The sequence below is a fragment of the Brevundimonas vesicularis genome (genome assembly GCF_044807075.1).
Taxonomy (GTDB): Bacteria; Pseudomonadota; Alphaproteobacteria; order Caulobacterales; family Caulobacteraceae; genus Brevundimonas; species Brevundimonas vesicularis_G.
This window is the reverse complement of the sequence record NZ_CP085234.1, coordinates 1659642-1684560: the sequence shown is the minus strand read 5'-3', so window position 1 is coordinate 1684560 and position 24919 is coordinate 1659642. Positions and strand designations below refer to the sequence as shown.

Below are 24919 nucleotides of genomic sequence, written 5' to 3'. Positions count from 1 at the left end.
GGATCGGCTGGGATTGGGGCGGTTCCTGGAGGCCCTGATGCTCGACCTCGCGTTCGTTCTCGCCCTCTCGCAAAGCTGCGCGCCTTCCGTGGCGCCTCAGACCCTTGCCGCTATCGCGCACGTCGAGAGCCGGTTCGACCCGCTGGCGATCGGCGTCAACGGCAATGGGCCCCGCCCCGCCCGGGCGCGCGACGCAAGGGAGGCGGCGGCGACGGCCCGTCGTCTCCTGGACCGCGGCGCCAACCTCGACCTCGGCCTGGCCCAGATCAACAGCGACAACCTCGGCTGGCTGGGCCTGTCTGTCGAAGACACATTCGATCCCTGCCTAAATCTCCGCGCCGCGGCGACGGTCCTCCGCGCGGGCTACAGGCCGTCCGGCGAGGCTCCGGCGCATCGCCAGGCCGCCCTGCGCGTCGCCCTGTCCCGCTACAACACCGGCGATGCCGGGCGGGGGTTCCGCAACGGCTATGTGGCCAGAGTGGAACAGGCGGCGGTCGCCCTGGATCTGGCGACGCCGCTCACGGCCGCCGCCGTCGGAGCGACCGGCGCGACCCTGCCCGAGACACCGCCCCCGAGAACCCCGCCCGCATCCTGGGACGTGTTCGCGCGCGGGCCCGTGCAAGTCGCCTTTTCCACATCCGACGACCGGAGCCGCTGATGTTTCGTCCTCTGATCCCCTCGCCTTTCCCCCGTCACGCCGGCGCTGCGGTCTGCATCGCGCTGGCGGCGACCTGCCTCTCGGCGCAGCCCGCGCTCGCCTCGGCCAATGTCGAAAGTTTGCTCCAGAACGTCGTCGACATGCTCACGGGCAATACGGCCCGTCTGCTGGCCGTGCTGGCGGTCGTAGTCGTCGGCATCCTGTGGATGTTCGGCCTGTTCGATCTGCGCCGGGCGGCGATCGTCGTGCTCGGCATCGTCGTGGTCTTCGGCGCGGCCGAGATCGTCAATCTGATCACGGGCGGCGCGTGATGACCGCCGCCGCGCCCTGGCTGTGGATCGGGTCGGCGTCAGCCGTCGTCGCCCTGTGCCTGATGCTCGGCCTGAAGCTGATCTCGCCCAAACGGTTCGCCCAGCTCCTCGGCGGGCTCGGCATCGGCCTGACCGTCGGACTGGCCCTGTGGCGCCTGCCCGCGGGAGGCCCCCATGGCTGACGAACGCCTGGCCGAGGACCCGCTGTTCCTGGCCTGCACGCGGCCGGCGATGATCCTGGGCGTGCCCATGGAGGCGATGGGCGTCAACGTCATCGTGTCGGGCGTGGTCTTCCTCGTCGGCGGCAGCCTGCTCTATCTGCTCGTCGCCCCGGCCCTCCACCTGGTGTTCCGGGCGATCTGCCGCGCCGATCACAACGCCTTCCGGCTGCTCTTCGTCTATGTCGACACCAAGGGCCGGTCGCGCAATGCGGCGCTCTGGGGCGGCAGTTCGGCGACGCCTCTTCCCCTCGTGCGCCGCTATCGTGCCGCGGAGCTGTCCCGTGGCTGAGGGCGGCGTCAGCGCGGCGCGTCTGCGACGGGAGGCCGAGGCGCGGCCGCATCTGCCTTACGCCCGCCACGTCTCGGACCATGTGGTCGCGCTCGACAGCGGCGCCCTGATGATGGTGTTCCAGATCGACGGCGCCAGCTTCGAGACCGCTGACGCGCGCGACCTCAACGACTGGCACGTCAAGCTGAACCAGGCCTGGCGCAACCTCGCCGACGACCGTCTGGCGGTCTGGCACCATGTGGTGCGGCGTCCGGTCGAGCTGGAGCGGTCGACCGGCTACCGCTCCGCCTTCGCCGGTGAACTCGGCGCCCTCTACGACGAGCGCGTGGCCGGGCGACAGCTCTGGGTCAACGAATTGTTCGTCACCCTCGTGCTGCATCCCGGCCGCGACACAGGCGACCGCGCCGCAGCCCTGGCGAAACGTCTCAGGGCGGCCCGCCGCAACGACGCCGAGGTCGAGGTCGCCCATATCCAGCGCATCGAGGAGGCCGGGCGCGACCTGGTCCAGTACCTCGGACGCTACGCCCCGCGCCGGCTCGGTCTCTACGAGCGCGCGGGCCTGTGGTTCTCCGAGCCGATGGAGGTGATGCGGCTGGTCCTGACCGGACGACGGTCGTCCGTTCCGATCGTGTTCGGCCACCTCGGCTCGGCGGTGTACACCGTGCGCGCCATCTTCGGGCGGGAAACGCTCGAACTGCGGGACGCCGCCGATGCGCGCTACGCCGGCGTCCTCGCCGTCAAGGAATACCCCGCCACGACCCGGCCCGGGCTGTGGGACGAGCTGCTGAGCGTCCGCTTCGGCTTCGTGATCAGCCAGTCCTTCGCCTTCCTGTCCAAGGCCTCGGCCCGCGCGGTGATGGAGCGCAAGCAGAACCAGATGGTCTCCGCGCGGGACCGCGCGGCCTCGCAGATCACCGGCCTGTCGGACGCGCTCGACGACCTCGTCAGCAATCGCTTCGTCATGGGCGAGCACCAGGCCTCGATCCTCGTGCACGGCGACACCCCGACCGCGCTGGCCGACCACCTGTCCAAGGCCCGCGCCATCCTCGCCGACTCCGGCCTCGTCGTCGCGCGCGAGGACCTCGGTCTGGAAGCGGCCTTCTGGTCCCAGTTCCCCGGGGCCTTCGCCCGTCGCACCCGGCCGGCCGCGATCACCTCGCGCAATTTCGCGGCCCTCGCGCCCTTCCACGCCCATCCGGTGGGCAAGGCGCGCGGCAACCATTGGGGCGACGCCGTCGCGGTGCTGCGCACCTCGGCCGGCTCCCCCTTCTGGTTCAACTTCCACGTCGGCGATCTCGGCCACACCTTCATCTGCGGACCCTCCGGCTCGGGCAAGACCGTGGTCCAGAACTTCATGCTGGCCCAGCTGGAGCGGTTCGACGCCCAGCAGCTGTTCATCGACAAGGACCGGGGCGCCGAGATCTTCGTCCGCGCCTGCGGCGGGACCTATCTCGCCCTGCGCAACGGCGAACCGACCGGCTTCGCCCCGTTCAAGGCCCTCTCGCCCAGCCCCGCCAACCGCGCTTTTCTGGTCCGCCTGGTCCGAGCCCTCGTCGCCCGGCCGGAGGAAACCCTGACGGTGCCGCAGGCCCGCGCCATCGATCAGGGCGTGGTCGCGCTGGAGGCCCTGCCGCGCGAGCGGCGATCCATCGCCGCCCTGCGCAGCCTGCTCGGCCAGGCGGACGCCAGCGGCGTGGGCGCGCGGCTGGAGCGTTGGCAACGAGGGGGCCCCCTGGGCTGGGTGCTCGACAACGACGAGGACGCCCTCAGCCTGGAGGCCCGCTTCGCCGGCTTCGACATCACCCAGGTGCTCGACCACGACGAGGTCCGCACGCCGGCGATGTTGTATCTGTTCCACCGCATCGCAGAGCGGGTCGACGGTCGCCGCCTCGTCCTCGACATCGACGAGTTCTGGAAGGTGCTGGGCGATCCGGCCTTTACGGAACTGGCCCGGGACGGGCTCAAGACCTGGCGCAAGCAGAACGCCCTGATGGTGTTCGGCACCCAGTCCCGGCGGACGCCCTGCGCTCCCCGATCGCCCACGCCATCCTCGAACAGTGCGCGACCAAGATCTTCCTGCCCAACGCCCACGGCCAGGCGCGCGACTACATCGACGGCTTCGGCCTCACCCAGGAAGAGTTCCGCCTGGTGCGCGAGGTCCTGACCCCGGAGTCGCATCGCTTCCTGGTCAAGCAGGGCCACGACAGCGTGGTCGTCGAGCTCGACCTGGGCGGGATGGACGACGCCCTGTCGGTCCTGTCCGGCCGCACCGAAACCACCGCCCTGCTCGACCGGCTGCGCGCCGAGGTCGGCGACGACTACGCGGCGTGGCGCGATCCCTTCCATGACCAGAGGAGGTTCCTGTGAGAACCCGCATCTCCATCGCCGCGGCGGCCGCCGCCCTCGTCCTCGCCTGCGCGCCGGCCGTCCAGGCGCAACAGATCGTCCACGATCCGCGCGCCTTCGCCCAGATGATCGAGGAGGCCCGGACCACGCTCGATCAGCTCCGGGCGCTGCAGGCCCAGGTCGAGCAGGGCCAACAGCTCCTCGACAGCCTGAACGATCTGTCCGGCGTCAACGCCCTGGCCAGCGAACTCGGGCTGCCGACAGTGCGCAACCCGCTGCCGGACATGCGTTCGCTGCGCGCTGCGGCCAACGGCGATCTCTCCGCCCTTGGCGACCTGGCGGACCGCGCCGACGCGATCCGTCGGGAGACCCGCCTCTACTCGCCCCCGCCGGGCGACGCGAACCCGGCGGAAGCCTGGTATCGGGACAGCCTCGAACGCGCCGGCGCCCGGACCGCCCGCGACCTCGCCATCGGCGAAGCGGTGGGCGGCGCGGCGGATCGCCGCCTGCAGGGCCTGGAGACGCTCCGCTCCGCCCTGGACACCGCGCCGAACGCCCGCGCCGTCCTGGATCTCGAAGCGCGCCTCGCGGCGGAACAGGCCATGATCCAGAACGAACAGGTGCGGTTGCAGGGCCTCGCCCTGACCCAGGCGGCCGAGGCGCGCCTCGAGGAACAGCGCGCCCGGGAGCGGGCCGAAGCCGCCCGGGCGGCGCGCATGGACGTCTATCGGCGGACCTTCCAGTGAAGCGGACCGCCCTTCTCATGATCCTCGGCCTGGCCGGCTGCGGCGCGCCCGCACGGACCGCCGGGGACTTCGCCGCCGATCCGCAAGAGGCGGCCCGGGTGGTCGCCGACTGCGACGCCGGACATGAGGAGGACGAATGCGAGGCGGCCCGACGAGGCCTGGCCGAAGCGCGGCGGGAGGCGCGGATGCGCGCCTACGAGCGGGCCTTCCGAGGATCCCGACGATGAGCTTTCGCGTCTTCGAGCCCAGCTACGACTTCATCGACGAACGGCTCAACGTCTTCCTCGGCGACCGTCTGTCGTCGGTGATCGCCGAGGTCGAGGGACCGCTGCGCATCGCCCTGGTCCTCTATGTCGTGCTTTACGGGATCGCCATCCTGAGAGGGGCGATCAGCGAGCCGGTCATGGACTTCGCCGTCCGGTCGCTGAAGCTGGCCTTCCTCTATCTGCTGGCGACCACGGCCGCCTATTCGACCTTCGTCACCGAGCCACTGTTCACCGGCCTGCCCAACGCCCTGACCCGGGCCGTCAGCGGCGCGGACACGCCGAGCGTCGGCGCGGCCTTCGACCAGTTCTTCGCCTATGCGGCCTGGCTGGGCGAGGACATTTCGCGCGAGGGCTCGGCCTTCAATCCGGGCCCGTGGGTGGTGTCGGCCGCCGTCTTCATCATCGGGGCTCTCGCGGCGGCGCTCGGCTTCGGGGTGGTGCTGGTGGCCAAGCTGGCCCTGGCGCTGCTCGTCACCCTGGGCCCCATCTTCATCGCCTGCGCCCTGTTCGACGCGACCCGCCGCTTCTTCTTCGGATGGCTGAGCCAGGCGGTGAACTATCTCGTCCTGTTCGCCCTTATCATCGTCATCTTCCAGCTCGTCCTGTCGCTCGTGCGCGACCAGTGGGGCGCGATCCAGGGCGCCGATCCCATGATCGGCGGGCTGATCTTCATCGCCCTGTGCCTGCTGGGGGCGATCTTCTTTCTGCAGACCCCGGCCATCGCCGCCGGCGTCGCGGGCGGCGCCAGCGCCGGCCTCGCCGACTTCGCCAACGCCGCCGCCCTGGGCGGGAGCGGCTCCGGTCGCAGCCAGGGTCCCCAGGAAGCTGACCGCCAGCCGCCCAGGGGCGGCGGCTCCATTCGACCGAGAGGCGCCTGACATGACCTGCCGACCCCTTCTGCTCGCCGGCCTGATGCTGCTGGCCGGCTGCGCCCACCGGGGCGATCCCGTCCTGCCCGCCTGCGACGGCTCAGACCGGCGGCCGGCCAATCCACATGGTTCGGTGCTCGCCCCGGAGGCCCCGCCGCAACCGGCCGCGCCGGCGGCTGGCGCCGCGGTCAACCCGGGCGCGGGAGGCTGCGCATGAGCGGCGTGCCCTCCCCCGATCTGAAGCGCTACTTCGCGGAGGCGCGGCGCTGGGATCAGGACCGGCTGGCGTCCGCGCTGCGGTCGCGCCGTCTCGCCTGGTCGGCCGCCGCCCTGGCCACGGGTCTGGCGGTGATCTCGACCGGCGCGGTGGCCATGCTGACGCCGCTGAAATCCACCGAACCCTTCGTCATCCGGGTGGATCAGACCACGGGCGCGGTCGACGTGGTGCGCGGCCTTTCGGCCGAGGACGGCCCGGTTCGCTACGACGAGGCCGTCAGCAAATATTTCCTCGCCCAGTACGTCCGCCACCGCGAGGGCTACCTCGATCCGGCCGCCGAAGACGCCTTCCGGCTCGTCTCCATCCTGTCCGCCCCGTCGGAGCAGCGGCGCTGGGCCGACCTGTTCCGCGGCTCCAATCCGGCGAGCCCGCAGAACCTCTACGGGCGCGACGGCGAGGCGATCGTCTCGATCCGGGCCATCGGCTTCATCAACGACGGCGTCGCCAACGTCCGCTTCCACCGCACGGTCCGCCAGGCCCAGCAGACGGTGGACAGCGACTGGATCGCCACCATCGCCTTCACCTACACCCGCGCGCCGATGTCCGAACCGGACCGGCTGAGGAACCCCCTCGGCTTCCAGGTCACGTCCTACCGCGCCGATCCGGAGGTCATCCGATGAAATCCCCCCGACCCCTCCTGACCCTCATCGCCGGGCTCGCCCTGACCTCCCCCGTGGCGGCGCAGACCCTGCCCGATCCCCGGATCCACGAGCTCACCTACGATCCGGCGGCCGTCTACCGGATCGCCGGGGCGTTCCGCACGGCGACCCAGATCGTCTTCTCGCCCGAGGAGACCATCCGTCACGCCGCGATCGGGGACAGCGTCGCCTGGGAGGTGGCCGCGGAAGGCTCGGTGCTCTTCCTCAAGCCTCGCGAACGTCACCAGCCGACCAATCTGCTGGTCGTCACCGATCGCGGCGGCGCAGCCCGGCACTACGCCTTCGAACTTGTGGCCCGCGACACCGGCGACCGCACCGCCATCGCCTATCAGGTCCGGTTCCGCTACCCGGCCGACGAACAGGCCGAGGCGGCCCGCACCCTGGCCGCCTCGGCCGAGGCGGTGGAGCAGCGCCTGATCAGTCTTGAGCTGGAGCGCGGCATCGTCGAGGGCGCCCGCAACCTGGCCTGGTCGGCCCAGGGCGACGCCGCCCTGCAGCCCAGCGAGGTCAGCGACAACGGCCGCTTCACCGTGCTGCGCTTCCCAGGCGTCCAGGCCCTGCCGGCCCTGTTCGAGGTCGGGGAGGACGGGTCCGAGCGTCTCGTCCCCTATGACGTGCGCGGCGAATTCGTGGTCATCCATGGCGTCGTGCGCGGTTTGCGGTTGAGGCGGGGGCGGTCGGTCCTCTGCCTGTTCAACGACGCCCATGACGCCCGCGGCGTGGGCCTCGGCACCGGCACGGCCTCGCCCGCCGTCGATCGCGCGCCGGCGGGGAGCCCGTCATGAGCCACCTCGATCCGACCCCGCCGCCGGAAGATCCGAAGCCGCCGTCGCCGGCGACCGACCGCGGCGTCTCGCCCATCGCCGGCCGGCTCGGCGGACGGCAGGGCAAGGTCGTCACCCTCGCTGCCTTGGCGGTCGGGTGCGGCGTCTTCCTGATCGCAAGCTGGGACCGCGGCGACGCGGACGGCGCCGAGCCGACCCGGCGCGACGAGCCGCCCCGGCAGACGGCGCCGTTCGAGCCTGCCCGCCGCGAAACACCGCCCTTGCTGGACGACGGCGCCGTCGATCCGTATGCGCCGACGCTGACCGACGGGGAGGTCGTCCCGCCCCTTGAGGCGGGTCCCCGGGACCCGGAGCCGACCGCATCCGGTCCTTCGCCGGCGGAACAGCGGCGCGCACTGGCCGAAAGCGCCCGGCGCGCGCCCGTCCTCGCCTATAGCCGCGCCGGCGGCGGCCCATCGACTGCGCCGCCGGTCGTGGCGCCCTCCCTGCCTCCGGGCGCCCCGACCTCGCTCGACCAGCTGCGTCAGATCACGCCGGTGAGCCAGGCGCGGGCGGGCCGTCTGCCGGACCGCAACCTTCTGATCACCGCAGGGACCAGCGTGCCCTGCGTCCTGCAGACCGCCATGGACAGCACCACGCCCGGCTATGTGACCTGCGTCCTGCCGCGCGACGCCTGGTCGGACAACGGCGCCGTGGTGCTGATGGAACGCGGCACCCGGGTGCTCGGCGAGTATCGCGGCGGCCTGCAACAGGGCCGGTGCCGGCTGTTCGTCCTGTGGACCCGGGCCGTGACGCCCACTGGCGTCGCCGTCGCCCTCGCCTCGCCGGCCGCCGACGCGCTCGGCCGTTCGGGCTTCGACGGCGACGTGGACACCCGGTTCTGGGACCGGTTCGGCGGCGCCCTGTTGCTTTCCATCGTCGACGACGGCGTCTACGCCGCCGTGGGTCGGAGCGACGGCGGTTCCGCCACGGCCCGCCTGCCGTCCGACGCCGCGAGCGTCGCCCTTCAGGGCTCGGTCGACATCCCGCCGACGCTGCGCAAGGGTCAGGGGGCCGAGGTGTCGATCTTCGTGGCCCAGGACCTGGATTTCTCCGGGGTCTATCAGCTGCGGCCGCGCTGATGGACGACACCTCCGTTCTGGATCACTACATCGCGCCGCTGCGCCCCTTCCTGGAGCCGGCGTCCGTCACCGAGGTCGTCATCAACCGGCCCGGCGAGGTCGGGGTCGAGGCCGACGGGGCCTGGCGCTGGTCCGAGGCGCCGGAGCTGACCGAGGCCTGGCTCCGCACCTTGGCGGTGGCGGCCGCGGCCTACACCCGGCAGGACGTCGGCCCCGAACAGCCGATCTGCTCGACCACCCTGCCCGGCGACATCCGCTGCCAGATCGTCCTGCCGCCGGTCGCGGCCGACGGAGGCCTGTCCCTGACGCTGAGAAAGCCGTCGCGGCGCCGCCTGGGTCTGAAGGATTTTTCCGCGGCCGGCCTGTTCGACCAGGTCGCCGACGCCCAGGCCGACGCGTCCGACCCCGCCGACGCCGAACTGGTGCGGCTGCGCGAGGCCCGCGACTGGCCGGGTTTTCTCACCCTGGCGGTGGCGGCCCGGCGCAACATCCTGATCTCCGGCGCGACGGGCTCGGGCAAGACCACCCTGGCCAAGGGGCTGATCGAGCTGATTCCGGATCACGAGCGCCTGCTGACGATCGAGGACACCCGCGAGTTCGTGGTGCCGCATCGCAATGTCGTCCACCTCGTCTATTCCAAGGACGGGCAGGGTCTGGCCCGGATCGGCCCCAAACAGCTTCTGGAAAGCGCCCTGCGGATGCGGCCGGACCGCATCCTGCTGCAGGAGCTTCGCGACGGCACGGCCTTCTTCTACCTGCGCAACGTCAACTCGGGTCACCCCGGTTCGATCACCACGGTGCATGCGGATTCCGCCGCCCTGGCCTTCGAACAGCTCACCCTGCTGGTGCGCGAATCCGAGGGCGGTCGCGACCTGCCGCGCGAGGACATCCGCGCCCTGCTCCACCTGCTCGTCGACGTTGTCATCCAGATGAAGAAGGTCGACGGGCGTTTCCGGGTGACGGAGGTCTGGCATGACCCGGTTCGCAAGCGCCAGCCCGGCGGCTAGGACGGCGCTGCTCGGCGCCGCCGCGCTCCTCGGCCTCGGCGTTGTCGGGGTCTTCGCCATGGCCGTCGCCCTGATCGGCCTGGGCCGGTTCTCCGGCGACATCGATCCCGCCCGCGTCCCGGCCTGGTTCCTCTACTACCGGCATGACCCCGAGGTCCGCCGCTGGCTGACGATCGGCTCAGCGTCCGGCGGCCTCGTCTGCCTGGTCCTTGCGGCCGCGGTCGCGCTCAACGCCCGCCGCCCGCTTCACGGCGCGGCCCGGTGGGCGTCCGCTTCGGAGCAGCGCCGCGCCGGTCTGCGCGCGCGTCAGGGGGTGATCCTCGGCCGGGCCGGCGACCGCCTGCTGATCGCTGACGGGCCGGATCACGTCATCCTCTATGCGCCGACCCGCACCGGCAAGGGCGTCGGCGTCGTCATTCCCAACCTGCTGGCCTGGCCCGGCTCAGTGGTGGTCCTCGACATCAAGCGCGAGAATTTCGCGGCCACGGCCGGCTACCGCGCCGAGGCCGGCCAGCGCGTCCTGCTCTTCGATCCCCTGGCGAAGGACGGGCGCACGGCCCGGTACAATCCGCTCGCCCACATCGAGCGGAGCGATCCCGCCGCCGTGCTGGACGAACTGCAGCGCATGGCCGCCATGCTGTTCACCGGCAGCGATCACGCCGACCCGTTCTGGTCCGAGGCCGCCCGGATCGGCTTCATCGGCGTCGGCGCCTTCGTCGCCGAGACGCCCGACCGGCCCTTCACCCTGGGCGAAATCTATCGCCAGCTGACCCAGGGCGATCCCCGTCTGCGCTTTCCGGCGCTGATCGAGGCGCGCCGCCGCCAGGGCCGTCCGCTGTCGCCCGGCTGCATCTCGGCCCTCATCGACTTCTGCGCCTCGAGCGAAAACACCTTCGCCTCGGTGCGCCAGTCGATCACCAGCCGGATGGGCCTGTGGCTCAACCCGGCCGTCGACGCCGCCACCAGCGCCAGCGACTTCGATCTCCGGACGGTCCGCCAGAGCGGCCTTTCGCTCTACCTGGGCGCCTCGCCGGACAACCTGTTGCGCGTCGCTCCGCTCTACGCCCTGCTGTTCCAGCAGCTCGTCGACCTGAACAGCCGCGCCCTGCCCGGTCCGACCGATCGCCCCGTGCTCGTCCTGCTCGACGAGTTCGCCCGGCTCGGACGGGCGCCGGTCCTGGCGCATGCCTTCGCCTGGGTGGCGGGCTATGGCCTGCGGCTGCTGCCGGTGATCCAGAGCCCGTCCCAGCTGCGCGGCCTCTACGGCGCGGATCTCGCCGAGGAGATCCTGACCAACTGCGGCATCGAGGTGGTCTTCGCGCCGAAGGAGCTCAAGGTCGCCCAGGACCTCAGCGAACGGCTCGGCTACTACACCTACCGCGCGCGCAGCCGCAGCCGGCCGAGCGGTCTGGCGCAAGGCCGCCGCAGCCAGACGGAGTCCGACCAGCGCCGCGCCCTGATGCTGCCGCAGGAGCTGATGCAGCTGCCGGCCGACGCCCTGCTGGTCCTCAAGGCCGGGCTGCCGCCGGTCCGGGCGCGCAAGATCCTCTACTACCGCGAGCGGGCCTTCACCGATCGTCTCCGCGATGCGCCGGTCGTTCCGCCCGCCCCGGCGCCGGCCGCGGGCTCCGACCCCTCGCCGATCGGCTCTGACACCCCGAGCCTGGATTTCGACAGCCTCGCGGCCGAACTCGCGGCCGAGGGTCTCGCCCCGCCCACGTCGGCCGCCTCGGAAGCCGAGTTCGGCGACTGGATCGACCGGATGATCGACACGGCGGGCCGGCCCGGGCCGGCCCTTATGGAGGCGCGTGACCGCTGATGGCCAGTCCGGACAAGACCGCGGCGCCGTCAAATCGCCTCTCGCCCGTCGGCGACGCCGGCGCGCGGCGGGCGCGGTCGCTGGACAAGGGCGACGTCCCCGCCGCCCTGCTCGACCGCTATCTCGTCGAACGCGACCGGCAAGGCCGTCCCGAACGCTATTATCGCGACCACCGCGCCCGCGAACCCATGTTCCAGGACAAGGGCCGATCGCTTGTCGCCCGCCAGTCCTACCCCGACACCGTGGCCGACATGCTCAAGGTGGCCGAACACCGGGGATGGTCGAGCCTCCGCGTCGCCGGCGATGACGCATTCCGGCGCGAGGTCTGGGTCCAGGCCCAGGCGCTCGGCCTCGAGGTGAAAGGTCATCGACCCACCGAACGGGACCGCGCGGCGGCCGCGCCAGCCGGTCGCGACCAAGGCCCGCCCGCGGCGGACCGCGACCGATCGCTGGAGCGCAAGCCCGCCTCCCGCACGGTGGAGGCGCGCCTGGCCATGGCCGCCCAGGTCGTCCGCGCCGTGGTGGTCGATCCCGAGATGCAGGCGCGGCTGATCGCCCGCGCCTGGACCCGCGCCGCGCCCTATCTGGAGCGCTCGCGCGACGCGCAAGACCGGCCCTCCAGGGGCGGCCGCGACCGCTGACCGGGGCGCGAGCCCCTATCGAGCGCGTCCGCCCGGCGCCCGCCCGTCATCCCGCTGGCGGGATGGCGTCTCCCTGGCCGCTTCAATCCGTCGTCGCAGCAGGTCGCGGCGGGTCTCGACCTCGGGCAATGCGCGGACGAACCGTTCGATCGCCTCTCCGAACCGCTGGTCAGCGGCGTCCCCAGACTTCTGCAGGGCGACGGCCTCGGCCACGAAGGCCCTACGGACCGCCAGCTGGCGGGCGCGGATCGGCCGCCGCCAGGGCTCCGATCCCGTCCCGCCCTCGACCGCCTCGCGCCAGGCCGAGGCGAGGACGCGGGGCATGTCGGTCCCACCCGCCATCGCGCGTTCCCGCAGTTTCCGGATGGCGATCGGGTCGGCCTTGCGCACCACGCCTCGCGCCCTGCGTGGCGTGGCCTCCGCCTCGACGCCTCGCTCGCGCAGAGTCCTGGCGAACCCTTCGCGCCAGGCCTGCAGGTCCGCCTTGCGGGGGTTCAGCCTCTCCCCGTCCCGACCCAGCATCCGCACGGTGAGATGCACGTGCGGATGCCGTCCCTCGTCGTGGAGCGCGAACACATAGGCGAACCGGTCGCCGAAGGTCGCGGCGGCGAAGGCCCGCGCCGCATCGTGCAGCCGATAGGGCTCGGTCCCGGCCGGCATGCTCAGGACCACGGACAGGGACGCCGGCGAATCCTTCCGGCGATGCGGCTCCACGGCCAGCTCCGCCGCCCAGTCCCCGGCCAGCGTCCTCACCGCCTCACGGCCGACCAGCCGCTCGCCGTCCGGCCCCTCCAGAGCCAGGGCGCCGTCGCGGGAGATGTAGTCGAGATGGCGCACGAGATGGCCGCCGTCGCGCGTGCGCCCGGTGATCTTGACCATGACCTCCGGCGCGCCCCGGACCACGCGCATGAGTTGACTGCGCGCCGCGTCCGGCGCCCTGGACGAGAGCTTGCCGAGCACCGCGGGGGTCAGCCGCGCCCGCCGTAGGTCCACCGGGGGGCGCAGCGCCTCCTCGAAGCCGGACGGGGTCCGCATCGGGCTCAAGGCTCGGACGCCCAATAGGCGAGATTGCCCTCGAAGGCGTCGCGCAGCCCGAGAAGATGGCGGCGAATCTCCTCGGTGAAGGCGGCCAGCTGCGCGGTCTCCAGGTCGAGCACCTGGCCCTCCATCACCGCCGTGTTCAGGGCCCGGGCGATCTGGTTGACGTTGACGCCGATGCGCCGGAGCTCGCGCTGAACCTCGATGAGGACGATCGCGTCCGGCGGACTGAACTGCGGCGACCCATGGAGACGTCGGCGGATCAGGGCGACGCACCATTGGGTCCGGGACAGGCCCACGCCGGCGGCCACGGCCTCGACCAGGGCCAGGTCGTCCGCCCCGAGGCGCAGGGTCAGCTTGCCGGCCCCGCCGCCCGGCGGACGGTCCGGAGCTTCGGGCACGGGCGCCTGGGCGGCCGCCTCCATCAGGCTGCGCAGGAACCGCGAGCGCCCGCCGCGACCGGCCGCCGCGGCGTCGAAGCGGCGCGCCAGATCAGGTGGAAGACGAAGGGTGAGGCGGTCCATCGGTCGGGGGCTTTGTCAGACATTGCCGGCGCAAAGCCTATCCTGCCCTAGACCGTCACCCCCCTCGCCCCGTAGGCCTCAGGTGTAGCCGCCCTCCCCTCGGCGACCGAAGACGGCCGCTCGCCCGCCGTCCTGCCGGACGCCCCAGCCGGAGGGTTCAGACCCTGACGCGTCGGTAGCCGGCACCCTCGACGAAGCCCGCTGCGAGGCATCCTTCGCGCACGAACCCGGTGCGCGTTCCGTTGGAGTACAGACGGCCGTCCCGCCGATACTGCAGAAACCTCGGCCATCGGGCGGGCCGGGCGCGGAGCGTTTCGGTGTGCACGAGCACATCCCGATCGGCCTGCGGAACGATGTCGGCCAGGGGGCGCACTTCGTAGCGAACGTGCTCGCCGACGACCTCGTCCCGGACCGCATAGGTCGTCCGGTGTCGCGGGGTCTGGCGACGGTCGGCCGCCTCCCTCACCGCGCCCGCGACCACGGTGCGGTCTTCCCATCTCCGGAAATACAGGTTCGCCGCGCAGTTCAGGATCTGATGGTCGTTGAGCGCCAGCACGTCGTCCTCGCGTCGCAACTCGATCACGCCGTCCTGATGCGGAACGGCGTAGACGCCCGGATCGTGGAAGACGACGAGCAGCTCCGGAGACAGCGGCAGCAGCATCACCGCGCCGCCGCTGCGAACCCCGAACGCCAGCCCGCGCGCCCGGGGGTTCTGCAGGTGCCATCGATTGGTGAGAACCGCCGGATCGTCGGAGGTCACGAACGGCGTGGCGGTCCGGTTCCGGACGAGCGTCATCTGCAGATCGTCCACGATTTTCATCGAGCGCGCATAGAACAGCATCGCCGCCTGAACCGCCTCGAGCATCGCCGCCTTCGGGTCGAACGCCGCCCCGTCCGGCAAGACCCCCGGCAGCTGCGCCAGGGCGGCGGCGATCTGGCTGGCGCTGACGGACGCGGCCTCGGTCCGCAGATGCTGGAGAAGCACAAACCGGCGAAGCACGAGGCGATCGAGCCCGGTCGGGTCCGCGCCCTGGATGACCAGCCGCTGGATCGCTGACCCGTACGCCCCTCGATCGTCTGGATGGCTCTCTCGAGCTGTGCGTCCCGACCGTAGAGATAGTCGTGGGAGCACTGCTTGCGGACGGCCGCGTTCGGGATGGCCCGGCCGGCGTCCAGATTGAACAGGTGAATGGCCTTGCCTTCGCCGTCGACCGAGAACGGCTTCAGATGGGCCTTCGGGACAAAATGCTGGTTCTTGTTGTCGGCCATCGCCACCCTCCTGAGCGAAGGCTGGCTGAAGCTGACGCCGGAGACCAGACATCATCCCGACTGGAGCGCATGGAGCCACGCCACGGCGCGTTGGGCGCGGGCGGCGGCCGAGAAGATGAACCGGGTGTCGTCGCGCAGCACCTGGAGCCACGAGGCGAGATAGGCGGCGTGATCCTCGCGAGGCTGCAGGGCCAGTCCGAGGTCGGCGCAGAGGAACGCGGCGCCGAGTTCGGCCACCAGCTCTTCCCGGGCGTAGCCGGCGTCTCCGTGCCGACGGCGTCCGAAGTCGCGGTCGAGCCGGCTGGGATGCCGGGTCCAGTGCGTCAGCTCGTGGCTTAGCGTGGCGTAATAGGCTTCCGGATCGCGGAAGCTCTCGAACGCCGGCATCTGCACGAAGTCCGGCTCCGGCGCATAGAAGGCGCATCCGCCGCCATGACGGACCTCCGCCCCCGTCGCGGCGAAAAACGCCTCGGCCCGAGCGAGGCGTTGACCCGAGTTCAGGACCGGCGTCGGCGCCGGAGCGTACGACGCGGGCAGGCCCTCGATCTGCTCGACGTTGAAGACGGTGTAGGCCTTCAGGAAGGGAATTCGCCGGGTCGCCTCCTCGCCGGCGTCATCGGCGTCGGTGCGGACCAGTTGATCGGCGTAGACGACGGTGGAACCCCGCTCGCCCTTGCGGACACAGGCGTTCAGCGCCAGCGCCTGACGGAAGGTCATCCAGGTGGCGGACTGGAAGCCTCGGGCCGCGGCCTCGCCCCACAGCAGGACGACGTTGATGCCCTGGTAGGGCGTGCCGTCGTGCCTGAGCGGCCGGCTGACGCTTTCGGATGCGGCCCAGGGCTGGGTCCAGGGCCGGACGCCGGCTTCGAGCTGGGCGACGATCTGGCGGGTGATGCGGGTGTGGAGATCGGAACGTGAGGGTTCGTCGGGGCGCGACATGGCGGCCTCCTCGAAAAATGGGATGTGAAGAAGGGGCGGCGGCGCTGTCGTCAGCGCCGCCGCGGCTCGCTCAGCGGGACCAGATCAGGCTGTGTCCGCCTTCGATCTCGACCAGGGAGGCGTAGATCGGAGCGGGGAAGCTGGGATCGTCGAGCTTGACCGACAGGTAGTCGCGGTTCTGCTGGCTGGTCTTCTTCCAGGCGGCGCCGAACTCGGTCTGGCCGGAGAAGATGCGGAAGTCTGGAGCCTTGTCGTCGGTCTTCTCGTTGGCCCGGAGCTGGGCCGCCTTGACGTTGAGGGTCAGGGTCTTGATCGAACCGCTGTAGCTTCCGTCTGCTTGCTGGGTGAAGGAACCGATGGTGGCCATGGAAGTCTCTCCTTTGCTGTCGGGCCACGCCTGCCGCGGCCTCGATGGCGATCGACGGACCGGGAGACGGACGGCCCGCAGGTCGCAGCGCCGCAGGCGTGAGAGACCCCGCAGCGCATGCGAAGGACCGGGCGGGGCGTGTTTCTTGACTTGCGCGAGGAGGCCGCCAGGCCGGGGAAGAAACTCGCCCCGCGCCGGTTGCGGAAGACGGACGGCTTTCGGTCAGATCAAGCCCTTCGAGAGGCCGCGCGGGCTGGCCCGCCGGCGAGAGACCCTCACCCCGCCTCGGAGCCCTCCCCGCGCATGACCCGCTCCGGTCCGACCTTCTGGCCCTGCACATCGGCTCGATCAGGGCCTTCTTGAACCTGCCCAGAGAAGGCCTGTAGATTGGCTACGACCGCACGCATGACCGGCGGACGCGTAAGGAGGCGATCGCTTGGCGATGCACCCCGACACCATCCAGTTCGCTGTGATCCGCGGCGATGGCGACTGGCGGGTTCTTCGCGACGGCCGAACCTCGGGGCATTTCGACTTCAGCGTTGACGCCATCGAGTCCGCGCTCGTCAAGGCGACGACCCTGATCGACAGGGGCGCGCGGGTCGAGGTCTTCGTCCAGGACGCCGCCGGCCAGCTGCGTCAGGTCGATCCGGTCGGCGGCGAAGTGCTGCACTGAACGCCCGTATCGGCGACCGCCGATCCAAAGCCGCGCTCGCTGGTGCATCGGTCGCGGTTACGGCGTGAGGTCGGCGGTCCTAGGCGTCGTCATCGCGCGCCGCCTCGCGCAACTGGTCGAGGCGCTCCTGACACACGGTCGTCGCGACGGCCCGCAGAATCTCGACCCGCTCCGTCAGCCAGGCCAGTTCCTCGGCGCTGATCTTGTAGTGTTTGGAGTAGCGAGCCTTCACATAGGCCTCGCGCAGCAGCTCGAAGGAACGGCGCTCGAACTTGGTCTCGCGTGGCCAAGCCTCGGCCAGCCGGACGTCGACGGCTTCGCACTTCTTGCGTAGGAACGCGAGGTTGTGCGCCTTGCCGCTGTAGAGCGTCACCACGAGCAGGACGCAGTGATAGAGATGCTCGGAGGCTTGGTGGAGTAAGAACGCTGCCCAGTTCGGCTGATCGTTCTCGATGAAAAATCGGGCTCCCTTTTGCGCCCCAGTGGCGCTGGCCATCCACTTTTCTAGGTGCTGTTCCGCCTCGGCCAAGGCGACCTTCGCCTTCAAGTCCGCCGGCTTGTGGAGCTTGGCGCCAGACGTGTCGAACAGAACGATTCCCTCGCGCACGATGTCGGCCCAGAAGTAGCGCCCGCGATCCAGCTGCTCGTTCACGTCGCCAAGACTGTGCACGATCAGGCTGACCGGCGTGCGGATCAGTGTCTCGCCCGGCATCAGCTTGTTCTCGGCGTCGTGCCAGAACTCGCCGTCGGTCAGGTCTTCATGATCGACGACGATCAGCAGATCGAAGTCCGAAAAATAGCGTCCGACCGGATCGTGGACCCAGTCGCCGCGCGCATAAGAGCCATAGAGGATGATCTTGAGAATATTGCCGTTCTTCAGCCGCTCGGCCCGGCGGGTCGAGACGGCCTCGGCGAACGACTCGCGGATCACCTCGACTACCCGGCGCAGCTCCACCTGCTTGCGCGGCGGCAGATGATCGATCGAAGTCTTCATCGGGCGAGTCTCGCCCAAGGAGTGCATCGGAGCAAGGCGCGAAGCCTCAGTTCTGGATCAGGCGGACCAAGGTCCCGTCCGGGTCGATCAGCGCGCCGATCCGCAGCCCTGAATCCTCGACCTTTGGCGGGTGCAAGCGGGGTTGACCCCAACAGGTTTCCGGCAGGCCGGTGACAAGGCAGGCTGCGTAAAATGCGTCCAGATCGTCGAGCCTCAGGCAGCAGCTGAAGTTGCTGGTGAGCGGATCCAGGTCCGGATGCGGGAAGAACTCGAGCGTGAGTTCGCCCCGTTTGAAGATCATCCAGCCTTCGTCGCGCCAGCCCTCCTCGAAGCCGATCTTGGCGTAGAACCGGGAGGTGGTTTCGAAGTCCCGCGACGGCAGGTTGGGCGTTGCGTGGTCGGTCACGGCGAGCTCCGAATGCGGCGATGCCACCGAAGCCTAGCCGCAACAGCCCTTCCCATCCACTTGGATCGGAGGACACGGCACGTCGGCATAGGAGCAGAATACGCAGCAGTCGCCCGGCAACGGCTTCAGCTTCAAGCCGCACCCGAGGCAATCGTAAAACCAGATGCAAGCGTCGGTGGGCATGGTCTCCGTCGCGACATGACCGCAATGCGGGCAGGTCAGCGTCGACTCCAGAACGAAGGCGGCCGTCATCGCATCGCCGCCAGTCGGGGCGTGGCCCAGGGCTCGATGTAGGGCTGCCACGCCAGGGACAGGACGATCAGCACGCTGGCGGTCACCAGCAGCCAGAACGCCAGGCGCGAAGGGCGCCGGCATGCGCCGTCCTTCTTGCACATGCGCAGACGGCGCCAATGGAGCAACCAGCCGGCGGCGAGGATGACGGCGGCCAGGAGCGTCAGCCAGTTTCTCGCGCCAGCGATGACGGCGGCCCCGGCGAAGGATACGCCCGCCACCGACAGAGCGAGGGGCAGCACGCAGCAGGCGGCCCAGGCGAACACCGAGGCGGCGGCGCCGATGGCCGCCGAGGCGCTGACGGCGACCTCAGGATCTCTCGGTCGGTGTTGATCGATGGCCATGGAGCCTCCCGTTCGATTTCTGCTAGAGGCTACAACCCGTAGCCACTACGGGATCAAGAGCCATGTCCACACGAAGTTTGACGATCGGGCGTCTCGCGGCCAGCGCGGGAGTGAACTTGGAAACGGTGCGCTATTACGAGCGGATCGGCCTGATGCCAGCCCCGGCCCGGACCGACGGCGGCCACAGGAGCTACGAGCCGGAACACGCCCAACGCCTGCGCTTCATCCGTCGGTCACGCGAGCTGGGCTTCGGCATCGACGCCATTCGGCGGCTGATCGCGCTCAGCGAGCCCGGCGTGCAGGCGTGTTGCCAAGTTCGCGACATGGCCCAGGACCACCTCGCCAGCGTGGACGCCAAGATCGCGGACCTCGAACGGCTGCGATTGGTGCTTAAGCAGGCCGTCGCAGACTGCAGTGAGGGCGGCCGAGTCCGGTGTCCGGTGATCGAAGAACTGGGCTCGATCGCATAGATGCGGGCCGGAGCGCCCCGGGGAGCGGACAGGCTCACGCCAGATCAAGCGCCGATAAAGCCCAGGTGCTCAAGCAGGATAGTCAGGCCGAGCGCGACGAGGGCAAGGCCGCCGATCAGTTCGGCCATTTTGCCGAAGCGCTGGCCGACCGCCCGACCGATCAGCATGCCGACAGTGGTCAGCAAAAAGGTCGCGACGCCGATAGAAGCGGCGATGACCCAGATATTGGCTCCAATGAAGGCAAGGCCGACGCCGACGGCGGCAGCGTCGATACTGGTCCCGACAGCCGTGGCGATCAGCCCCCACGGTCCGGACCGGCGGGGCGCCTCGCCCGCTTCCTCCGACCGCGGACGGGTCGCTTCCCAGATCATCTTGCCGCCGACAGCGGCCAGCAAGCCGAACGCGATCCAGTGGTCGATCCTTTCGACGAGGCCAGCGGCGACCATGCCAAGCGCCCAGCAGATCAAGGGCGTGATGGCCTCGATGACGCCGAACACCAGTCCCGCCTTGACCGCGCCTGGCAGGGTCGGTCGATGCGAAGCGCCACGGCCGACCGCTGCCGCGAACGCGTCAGTGGACATGCTGAGGGACAGGACGGCGATGGCGACGGGAGTCATGACGGGCATCCACCGGGCAACGAACAGCGCCTCCCTTCCCGGCCGGTGCGGCGGTGGGACGCGCTGGTCTCGCTAGGCGGCGGTTCCGCTGGCCGGACCACGCGCCAAGCGCGAGTGTGTTGACCCGGCCCCGACGATGAATCGCCGGAAGCTACTCCCCAACAGGAAGCGGCCTTCTAGCCGGCGTTGCGTACAGAGGTCCATCGACAAGACGACGCATCATGATCGTGCGCTTGTTGAGATCACCGGCCCGGGCGAGGGTGCTTGGGCGACGGACATCGTCCAGCACGTGTCGGGCCAAGCCTTGGCGACGACGTTCGCCTCAGTGGCGCGAAGGCGTGATCGAGGCCTCGGCCGCCCGGCAGGCGCCTTCGCAGCGGCGGCATTCATCGGCGCAGATGCGGCAATGCTCATGCATCTCCGCGTGCTTCTCGCATTCGACAGCGCAATCGGTGCAAATCTCGGCGCAGGTTTCGAGCATGCGTTTGATCAAGGCCTCGTTGCTGCCGGCGCGCCGCGCGGCGAGGCCTGCCGTGGCCAAGCAGACATCCGCGCAGTCGAGATCGAGGCGGATGCACTGGGTCAGATCCCTCACCATCTCCTCGGCGAGGCAGGCGTCGGCGCAGATGCGGCACACGGCGGCGCAGCCGTAGGCCGCCTCGATCGCGCGAACAAGGCTGTCATTGACGCTGCCGCGCACGTCCGGATGGGTGCTGATCATCGGTTGGATTTGCATCAGGGGCTCCTTGGCTGATCGGAATCAAACCCGGGCGTTGAACTGATGTTCCGAACGGTGGAGCCTGGGAGGCTTCGCGTTTGCGTCCGTCGCCTACAGCCCTCCAGCCGGCAGCCAGACCGCGCCCTCGGGGGCGAGCGACGCCCAGCCGCCGGGCGTCGGGAGACCGGCTGCCGTAGCCAACCCGGTCGAGGCTTTCTTGGCGCGGACAGCCGAACGGCAGCGCGGTCGGGAGAACGCCTTCGCCAGACGCGGACTTTCCGGCAGGGACGGGCAGTTTCGCGCGCTGCTCGCCTCGTCACGCATAAGTCCGCCTGGGCTGGGACGCCAAGGAGCTACGCGAGAGCGGCTGGAGAGCACCCTGACAACGGAAAGCATTCACCTCCTAGTCGCCGCCGGGGCCAATCCCAGCGACGTGCGGCGGCTGCGCGCTCGCGGGGTCGATCTCTTCGAAGCGGCGTCCGCCGCCATTCGGGGGGAAGCGACTTTCGCCCAGCAGGCGACCCTGGCTCCCGTTGTCGTCGTCGCCGAGGCGGTGCAGGCGCGTCAAGCCGACGGCGGCGACGGGTTCGGATCTTCTATCGGTTTCCGCGTCGTCGAAAGCCTGAAGGGAGACCTGCCAGCGGGCGCCGACTTCGTTGTACGCCAGGTTTCCGGCGCGGACATGGATGTGAGCACCGATCTGCGCCCGGAAGCCGGCGACCGGTTCCTGCTGCTGCTCTCGCGAGACTATTACGAACAACTCGTCGCGGAAGCGGGGCGTTCACCGCGAACAGGCGCCTATGCCCAGCTGCTGCCGGGTTTCGTCGTGAGGGGCGAGCAGTTGCTGCCGACCGTGATCGGTCAGCCGCCCGTCGGCTCGCTGGCCGCGGCCCGAACCGCCGCAGGTCTTTAACCCGGAGTTCCGAATGAAGACGCTCGTCACCCTCGCCTCGTGCCTGACCCTGGCGACCGCACCGGCGCTCGCCCAGACGCCGCCCATGGAGCGGAAATGGGCCTCTCCGTCGGCCCAGGTCTTTATTCACGTCGACCTTCCGCCCGCCTGCGATCCGGCCACCCAGAGGGCGATCTCCACCTGGAATGGCCAAGGGTCGCTGTGGAACTACGGATGGTCTTCGCAAAATTACCAGACCGACTATCAGGCCTATACTGGCCGCGTAACCTTCGCCCCCCAGCGGCTGTCACCGTCCGTGCCGGGCCAGACCACGCGCTACCCCAGCACAGGAACGACCATGAATTCGGCCTGGATCGGGATCAACGACCAGATGCTGTTCTGGAACGGCAGCTACTATACGGCAGACGGGGATCTGCAGTGCCCGCACTCCGGCGGGGTTTCATCGACGCGCTACAGCTACGAATACGTGGCGCTTCACGAACTCGGTCATGCGCTCGGCTTCGGTCACCATGGCGACTATAGCTGCGTCATGAGCTACGGCACCTATGCGGGGGATCCAAGGACGCGCCCCTGTTCGGCCGAGACGCTCGAGCTTCGGAGGCAGTACGGTGCGCGCTAGATGGTCGGTCGTCGTCCCTGCCCTGGCGTCGACCGCCCTGGTTCTGCTCAGCGGCTGCGAACAGGAACCGGAAGGCGGCTCGATCACCCCGCCGGAATGGCGCACCATAACCTTCGACCGTTGCTGTGAGATCGCCCTCCCCCCTGGTTTCCGGGAAATACCGAAGCCGCCCGGCGTGGTCGACCCGAGCTTCATCGCCGTCGGCGACGGGTCCTCCGAAATCACCTTCGAATACCGGCCTCAGGTCGGCTTCCCGGAAGGTGCCTTGGGCCGGACGGGCTGGTCGAAAGAGACCGTTCTGGTTGACGGCCGGAACGCCGACTTGGTTCGGCACGATGCGCAAGACGCATTTGCCGGCGGGCGAACGCTTCGTCTCAGGGTGAGACTGCCGGATGTACCGACCCTGCAGTCCGCGCCCGCCGCCGCTAATGGCATGGAGCTAGGCGCGACCGGCCATTGCCGGGACGAAGCCAGCTGCGCGACGGTCGAACAAATTTATCGATCGATCGATCTGCCGCCGCTTCGGCGGGCCGACTGACTCGAACGGCTTTGTGGCGCCAGGGTGCCGGGCCGCCGACGAGTGCTCTACCGGCCCCACGGCAGCAGTGCGCCAGAAGCATGCGTAATCGGGCGGTCCTGCGAAGGGGCAAGCTCCCATAGAGTTCTCGGCTCAGTCCGAGATGAAGGGAGACGACGATGTTCTACGCTGCGTTGGATGTGTCGCTGCGCTCAGTGGCGGTCTGCATCATCGATGACGAGGGCAAGGTCCGCCTCGAGCGGTCCGTGCCGTCGGACGTGCCGGACCTGGTCCGCTGCCTGAACGAGTTCGGGGAGCCAATCCATCAGGTCGGACTGGAGGCCGGCACGCTCACCCAGCACCTGACCTATGGACTTCGGGAAGCCGGCTTCGAGGTCGTGTGCATGGAGGCGCGGCAGGTCAACGCGGCGCTGTCGGCGATGCGCAACAAGACCGACAAGCACGACGCCCGCGGCATCGCGCAGATACTTCGTTCGGGCTGGTACAGCCGCGTCCATGTGAAGAGCGTCGAGAGCCACCACCTGCGCGCGCTGCTGACCAGCCGCAAGGTGATGCAGCGCAAGTGCATCGACCTGGAGAACGAGATCCGCGGCCTGCTGAAGGTCTTCGGCGTGAAGCTGCCGATGCGCCTGTCGCGCGGCGCCTTCGACGTCGCCGTGCGCGACACCATCGAGAGCGATCCGGCGCTGAACCGCGCTCTCCTGCCGATGCTCCAGGCGCGACAGATGTTGTTCGAAACCTTCATGGAGCTGGACCGGCGGGTGCGAAAGGCGGCTCACGAAGACGAGGTCTGCACCCGGTTCATGGGCATCCCCGGCGTCGGAGAGATCACCGCCCTGAGCTTCAAGGCCGCCGTCGATGACCCCGCCCGCTTCAAGAGCTCGCGCACCGTCGGCGCGCACTTCGGCCTGACGCCTCGACGCTTTCAGTCCGGCGAGAAGGACAATCCCGGCCGCATCTCCCACGCCGGCGACTCCGACGTGCGCGCCACCCTGTACGCCGCCGCCAACGCCATGCTCATGCGCTCGATCGCGTGGTCGAGCCTGAAGGCTTGGGGCATGCGGTTGATGAAGACCAAGGGCCGGCGACGCGCCATCGTCGCCGTTGCCCGAAAGCTCGCTGTCGTCCTGCACCGCATGTGGGCCGACGGCACCGAGTTCCGGCACGGATCGGAGGCTGCGGCATGACCTGACCTACCGAACCTCACTCCGATCCTGGCCGGATCGTCCCACGCGGACGACGGGATGGATGAAGCCGAAAATGTCTGCTGCGCTTCGAGCGCGACCAAAAGCGAGGCTCTCCAGACCCTGATCCCATGCATGCGTGCAGCGGCTCCGCTCGCAAGGAGCCACCCAGACTGCGAAGAGAAGCGTGACCCGTGTGATCGATCAGGCCGACGATCAAAACCAGCTTGACCCCCATGCCCGATTAGAGAAGCAGACATTGTCCCGGAGCCGGATTTCGGACTTCGAAGGTCGCGGCGCCCCCGCCGGAGGCGCCGCCAACGTGATCAGGGTTGCGCTTTCACCGGCAAGCGGAAGGGTGCGCCGAGCCGATTGAACGCATTCATTGCGGCGATCGCGATGGTGAGATCCACCAGATCCTTCGCCTCGAACGCTGCGCTGGCCGCAGCATAGGCCTCGTCCGACGCGTGTGTCTCGCTCACGCGGGTGACTTCCTCAGCCCAGGCGAGCGCCGCCCGGTATGTAGCGGTGAAAAGATGCGGAACCTCTTCCCAAACAGGCACCAGGACGACCTTGTCGATCGGCATCGTCTTCAGAAGATCCCGGGTGTGGAGGTCGATACAGTGAGCGCAGCCATTGATCTGCGACACACTGAGCGATCAGAGATTCCACAATCTGGGCCTCAGCTTCTATGGCCGCGCGAGGGAGGATTTGGGTCGCTACGATGTCACCGGCGATCCCGCCGATGTCGGCGCATTTCGCACGCCGTCGCTACTCGGCATCAATCGCACGGGTCCGTGGATGCACAATGGCCTGTTCCCGACCCTTGAGGGGGTGGTCGCCTTCTACAACGTCGGAGGTGCGCGACCTCGTCCCCGGCCGGAACAGGTCAATGATCCGCTATTTTCGACGACCGATCCTCTCCTGATCGAACGAAATCTCACGAGAGACGAACGCGAGGCTCTTGTCGCTTTCCTGGAGGCGCTCTGATGCTGGTCGC

General features: G+C 69.6%; 35 protein-coding genes and 1 pseudogene. 23 read left to right on the top strand and 13 right to left on the bottom strand.

Features of this window, described 5'->3' with window-relative positions; translation table 11 throughout:
- Positions 1–37: 37 nt before the first annotated feature.
- From LG306_RS08320 to LG306_RS08245, 16 genes are read left to right on the top strand one after another with little or no spacing between them, the layout of a single operon-like run.
- Complete coding sequence (locus LG306_RS08320; protein ID WP_185224699.1) at positions 38–658, top strand: lytic transglycosylase domain-containing protein; 621 nt, start codon at positions 38–40, stop codon at positions 656–658.
- Positions 658–969: a TrbC/VirB2 family protein gene (locus tag LG306_RS08315; protein ID WP_185224698.1), complete on the top strand. Its 312-nt coding sequence runs from the start codon at positions 658–660 to the stop codon at positions 967–969. The genes LG306_RS08320 and LG306_RS08315 overlap by 1 nt, the downstream gene beginning before the upstream one ends.
- Positions 966–1151 (top strand): hypothetical protein, encoded by a 186-nt coding sequence (locus LG306_RS08310; RefSeq protein WP_185224697.1) that lies wholly within the window; start codon positions 966–968, stop codon positions 1149–1151. The genes LG306_RS08315 and LG306_RS08310 overlap by 4 nt, the downstream gene beginning before the upstream one ends.
- Positions 1144–1479, top strand: a complete 336-nt coding sequence (locus LG306_RS08305) for a type IV secretion system protein VirB3 (RefSeq protein ID WP_185224696.1) — start codon at positions 1144–1146, stop codon at positions 1477–1479. The genes LG306_RS08310 and LG306_RS08305 overlap by 8 nt, the downstream gene beginning before the upstream one ends.
- Positions 1472–3643 (top strand): VirB4 family type IV secretion/conjugal transfer ATPase, encoded by a 2172-nt coding sequence (locus tag LG306_RS08300; protein WP_404413610.1) that lies wholly within the window; start codon positions 1472–1474, stop codon positions 3641–3643. The genes LG306_RS08305 and LG306_RS08300 overlap by 8 nt, the downstream gene beginning before the upstream one ends.
- Positions 3628–3846, top strand: a complete 219-nt coding sequence (locus LG306_RS08295) for a hypothetical protein (RefSeq protein ID WP_404413608.1) — start codon at positions 3628–3630, stop codon at positions 3844–3846. Before LG306_RS08300 ends, LG306_RS08295 begins: the two co-directional genes overlap by 16 nt.
- Positions 3843–4571 (top strand): type IV secretion system protein, encoded by a 729-nt coding sequence (locus tag LG306_RS08290; RefSeq protein ID WP_317134023.1) that lies wholly within the window; start codon positions 3843–3845, stop codon positions 4569–4571. Before LG306_RS08295 ends, LG306_RS08290 begins: the two co-directional genes overlap by 4 nt.
- On the top strand, positions 4568–4798 hold the full coding sequence (locus tag LG306_RS08285; RefSeq protein ID WP_205196149.1) for an EexN family lipoprotein: 231 nt from the start codon (positions 4568–4570) through the stop codon (positions 4796–4798). Before LG306_RS08290 ends, LG306_RS08285 begins: the two co-directional genes overlap by 4 nt.
- The gene (locus LG306_RS08280) at positions 4795–5715 is read left to right on the top strand and encodes a type IV secretion system protein (protein ID WP_404413606.1); all 921 of its coding nucleotides are present in this window, start codon (positions 4795–4797) and stop codon (positions 5713–5715) included. Before LG306_RS08285 ends, LG306_RS08280 begins: the two co-directional genes overlap by 4 nt.
- A gap of 1 nt (position 5716) precedes the next feature.
- Complete coding sequence (locus LG306_RS08275; protein WP_185224692.1) at positions 5717–5923, top strand: hypothetical protein; 207 nt, start codon at positions 5717–5719, stop codon at positions 5921–5923.
- On the top strand, positions 5920–6603 hold the full coding sequence (locus LG306_RS08270) for a virB8 family protein (protein ID WP_404413603.1): 684 nt from the start codon (positions 5920–5922) through the stop codon (positions 6601–6603). Before LG306_RS08275 ends, LG306_RS08270 begins: the two co-directional genes overlap by 4 nt.
- The gene (locus LG306_RS08265) at positions 6600–7427 is read left to right on the top strand and encodes a TrbG/VirB9 family P-type conjugative transfer protein (RefSeq protein WP_185224690.1); all 828 of its coding nucleotides are present in this window, start codon (positions 6600–6602) and stop codon (positions 7425–7427) included. Before LG306_RS08270 ends, LG306_RS08265 begins: the two co-directional genes overlap by 4 nt.
- Positions 7424–8548: a type IV secretion system protein VirB10 gene (virB10, locus tag LG306_RS08260; protein ID WP_404413601.1), complete on the top strand. Its 1125-nt coding sequence runs from the start codon at positions 7424–7426 to the stop codon at positions 8546–8548. Before LG306_RS08265 ends, virB10 begins: the two co-directional genes overlap by 4 nt.
- Positions 8548–9555 (top strand): P-type DNA transfer ATPase VirB11, encoded by a 1008-nt coding sequence (virB11, locus tag LG306_RS08255; RefSeq protein ID WP_404413599.1) that lies wholly within the window; start codon positions 8548–8550, stop codon positions 9553–9555. The genes virB10 and virB11 overlap by 1 nt, the downstream gene beginning before the upstream one ends.
- Positions 9521–11374, top strand: coding sequence for a type IV secretory system conjugative DNA transfer family protein (locus LG306_RS08250; protein WP_404413597.1), 1854 nt, complete (start codon positions 9521–9523; stop codon positions 11372–11374). The genes virB11 and LG306_RS08250 overlap by 35 nt, the downstream gene beginning before the upstream one ends.
- Positions 11374–12015: an LPD7 domain-containing protein gene (locus LG306_RS08245; protein ID WP_185224687.1), complete on the top strand. Its 642-nt coding sequence runs from the start codon at positions 11374–11376 to the stop codon at positions 12013–12015. Before LG306_RS08250 ends, LG306_RS08245 begins: the two co-directional genes overlap by 1 nt.
- 15 nt (positions 12016–12030) lie before the next feature.
- Here the strand turns inward: LG306_RS08245 and LG306_RS08240 are convergent, their stop codons facing one another.
- The 6 genes and pseudogenes from LG306_RS08240 to LG306_RS08215 form a co-directional block, all read right to left on the bottom strand.
- Positions 12031–13050, bottom strand: a complete 1020-nt coding sequence (locus LG306_RS08240) for a relaxase/mobilization nuclease domain-containing protein (RefSeq protein WP_185224686.1) — start codon at positions 13048–13050, stop codon at positions 12031–12033.
- 5 nt (positions 13051–13055) lie between these two features.
- A complete protein-coding gene (gene mobC, locus LG306_RS08235; RefSeq protein WP_185224685.1) occupies positions 13056–13577 on the bottom strand; it encodes a plasmid mobilization relaxosome protein MobC in 522 nt (173 codons plus the stop codon).
- A 157-nt stretch (positions 13578–13734) separates the two neighbouring features.
- Positions 13735–14577 carry a DUF4238 domain-containing protein gene (locus LG306_RS08230; protein ID WP_404413594.1) on the bottom strand — a complete coding sequence of 281 codons (843 nt, stop codon included), beginning with the start codon at positions 14575–14577 and terminating at the stop codon, positions 13735–13737.
- 119 nt (positions 14578–14696) lie between these two features.
- Positions 14697–14846: pseudogene (locus LG306_RS08225) on the bottom strand (DUF4238 domain-containing protein); the annotation flags it as partial.
- 51 nt (positions 14847–14897) lie between these two features.
- Positions 14898–15785 (bottom strand): ArdC family protein, encoded by an 888-nt coding sequence (locus LG306_RS08220; protein WP_404413592.1) that lies wholly within the window; start codon positions 15783–15785, stop codon positions 14898–14900.
- 70 nt (positions 15786–15855) lie between these two features.
- Positions 15856–16152, bottom strand: coding sequence for a DUF736 domain-containing protein (locus LG306_RS08215; RefSeq protein ID WP_185224682.1), 297 nt, complete (start codon positions 16150–16152; stop codon positions 15856–15858).
- Positions 16153–16588: 436 nt separating this feature from the next.
- Here LG306_RS08215 and LG306_RS08210 point away from each other — a divergent pair, with 436 nt between their 5' ends.
- Entirely contained in the window at positions 16589–16825 is a 237-nt protein-coding gene (locus LG306_RS08210; RefSeq protein ID WP_185224681.1) for a hypothetical protein, read from the top strand.
- Between the two features lie 79 nt (positions 16826–16904).
- On the opposite strand, the gene LG306_RS08205 is transcribed toward LG306_RS08210, so the two are convergent.
- Genes LG306_RS08205 through LG306_RS08190 form a run of 4 tightly spaced genes read right to left on the bottom strand, consistent with a single transcriptional unit; the run spans position 16905 to position 18860 of the window.
- Entirely contained in the window at positions 16905–17819 is a 915-nt protein-coding gene (locus LG306_RS08205; RefSeq protein WP_404413589.1) for a HEPN domain-containing protein, read from the bottom strand.
- 46 nt (positions 17820–17865) lie between these two features.
- On the bottom strand, positions 17866–18225 hold the full coding sequence (locus LG306_RS08200; protein ID WP_185224679.1) for a bleomycin resistance protein: 360 nt from the start codon (positions 18223–18225) through the stop codon (positions 17866–17868).
- A 33-nt stretch (positions 18226–18258) separates the two neighbouring features.
- Positions 18259–18477: a GDCCVxC domain-containing (seleno)protein gene (locus LG306_RS08195; RefSeq protein WP_276568684.1), complete on the bottom strand. Its 219-nt coding sequence runs from the start codon at positions 18475–18477 to the stop codon at positions 18259–18261.
- Entirely contained in the window at positions 18474–18860 is a 387-nt protein-coding gene (locus tag LG306_RS08190) for an MFS transporter permease (protein WP_185224678.1), read from the bottom strand. Before LG306_RS08190 ends, LG306_RS08195 begins: the two co-directional genes overlap by 4 nt.
- Positions 18861–18922: 62 nt before the next feature.
- Here LG306_RS08190 and LG306_RS08185 point away from each other — a divergent pair, with 62 nt between their 5' ends.
- Positions 18923–19330: a helix-turn-helix domain-containing protein gene (locus LG306_RS08185; RefSeq protein ID WP_185224677.1), complete on the top strand. Its 408-nt coding sequence runs from the start codon at positions 18923–18925 to the stop codon at positions 19328–19330.
- 44 nt (positions 19331–19374) lie between these two features.
- On the opposite strand, the gene LG306_RS08180 is transcribed toward LG306_RS08185, so the two are convergent.
- Positions 19375–19827: a manganese efflux pump MntP family protein gene (locus LG306_RS08180; RefSeq protein WP_404413586.1), complete on the bottom strand. Its 453-nt coding sequence runs from the start codon at positions 19825–19827 to the stop codon at positions 19375–19377.
- A 442-nt stretch (positions 19828–20269) separates the two neighbouring features.
- Positions 20270–20683 (bottom strand): four-helix bundle copper-binding protein, encoded by a 414-nt coding sequence (locus tag LG306_RS08175; RefSeq protein ID WP_191558093.1) that lies wholly within the window; start codon positions 20681–20683, stop codon positions 20270–20272.
- A 199-nt stretch (positions 20684–20882) separates the two neighbouring features.
- Here LG306_RS08175 and LG306_RS08170 point away from each other — a divergent pair, with 199 nt between their 5' ends.
- From LG306_RS08170 to LG306_RS08155, 4 genes are all read left to right on the top strand, one after another.
- A complete protein-coding gene (locus tag LG306_RS08170; protein WP_404413584.1) occupies positions 20883–21578 on the top strand; it encodes a hypothetical protein in 696 nt (231 codons plus the stop codon).
- 13 nt (positions 21579–21591) lie between these two features.
- Positions 21592–22197 carry a matrixin family metalloprotease gene (locus LG306_RS08165; protein ID WP_185224673.1) on the top strand — a complete coding sequence of 202 codons (606 nt, stop codon included), beginning with the start codon at positions 21592–21594 and terminating at the stop codon, positions 22195–22197.
- Positions 22187–22735 carry a hypothetical protein gene (locus LG306_RS08160; protein WP_185224672.1) on the top strand — a complete coding sequence of 183 codons (549 nt, stop codon included), beginning with the start codon at positions 22187–22189 and terminating at the stop codon, positions 22733–22735. Before LG306_RS08165 ends, LG306_RS08160 begins: the two co-directional genes overlap by 11 nt.
- Positions 22736–22893: 158 nt before the next feature.
- Positions 22894–23922, top strand: a complete 1029-nt coding sequence (locus tag LG306_RS08155) for an IS110 family transposase (protein ID WP_404413581.1) — start codon at positions 22894–22896, stop codon at positions 23920–23922.
- Between the two features lie 323 nt (positions 23923–24245).
- Here LG306_RS08155 and LG306_RS08150 read toward each other — a convergent pair whose 3' ends face one another.
- Positions 24246–24569 (bottom strand): carboxymuconolactone decarboxylase family protein, encoded by a 324-nt coding sequence (locus LG306_RS08150; RefSeq protein ID WP_404413579.1) that lies wholly within the window; start codon positions 24567–24569, stop codon positions 24246–24248.
- Between LG306_RS08150 and LG306_RS08145 the strand changes: the two genes are divergently transcribed.
- Positions 24556–24909, top strand: coding sequence for a cytochrome-c peroxidase (locus tag LG306_RS08145; RefSeq protein ID WP_404413577.1), 354 nt, complete (start codon positions 24556–24558; stop codon positions 24907–24909). The genes LG306_RS08150 and LG306_RS08145 overlap by 14 nt on opposite strands.
- The last annotated feature ends 10 nt before the right edge of the window (positions 24910–24919 follow it).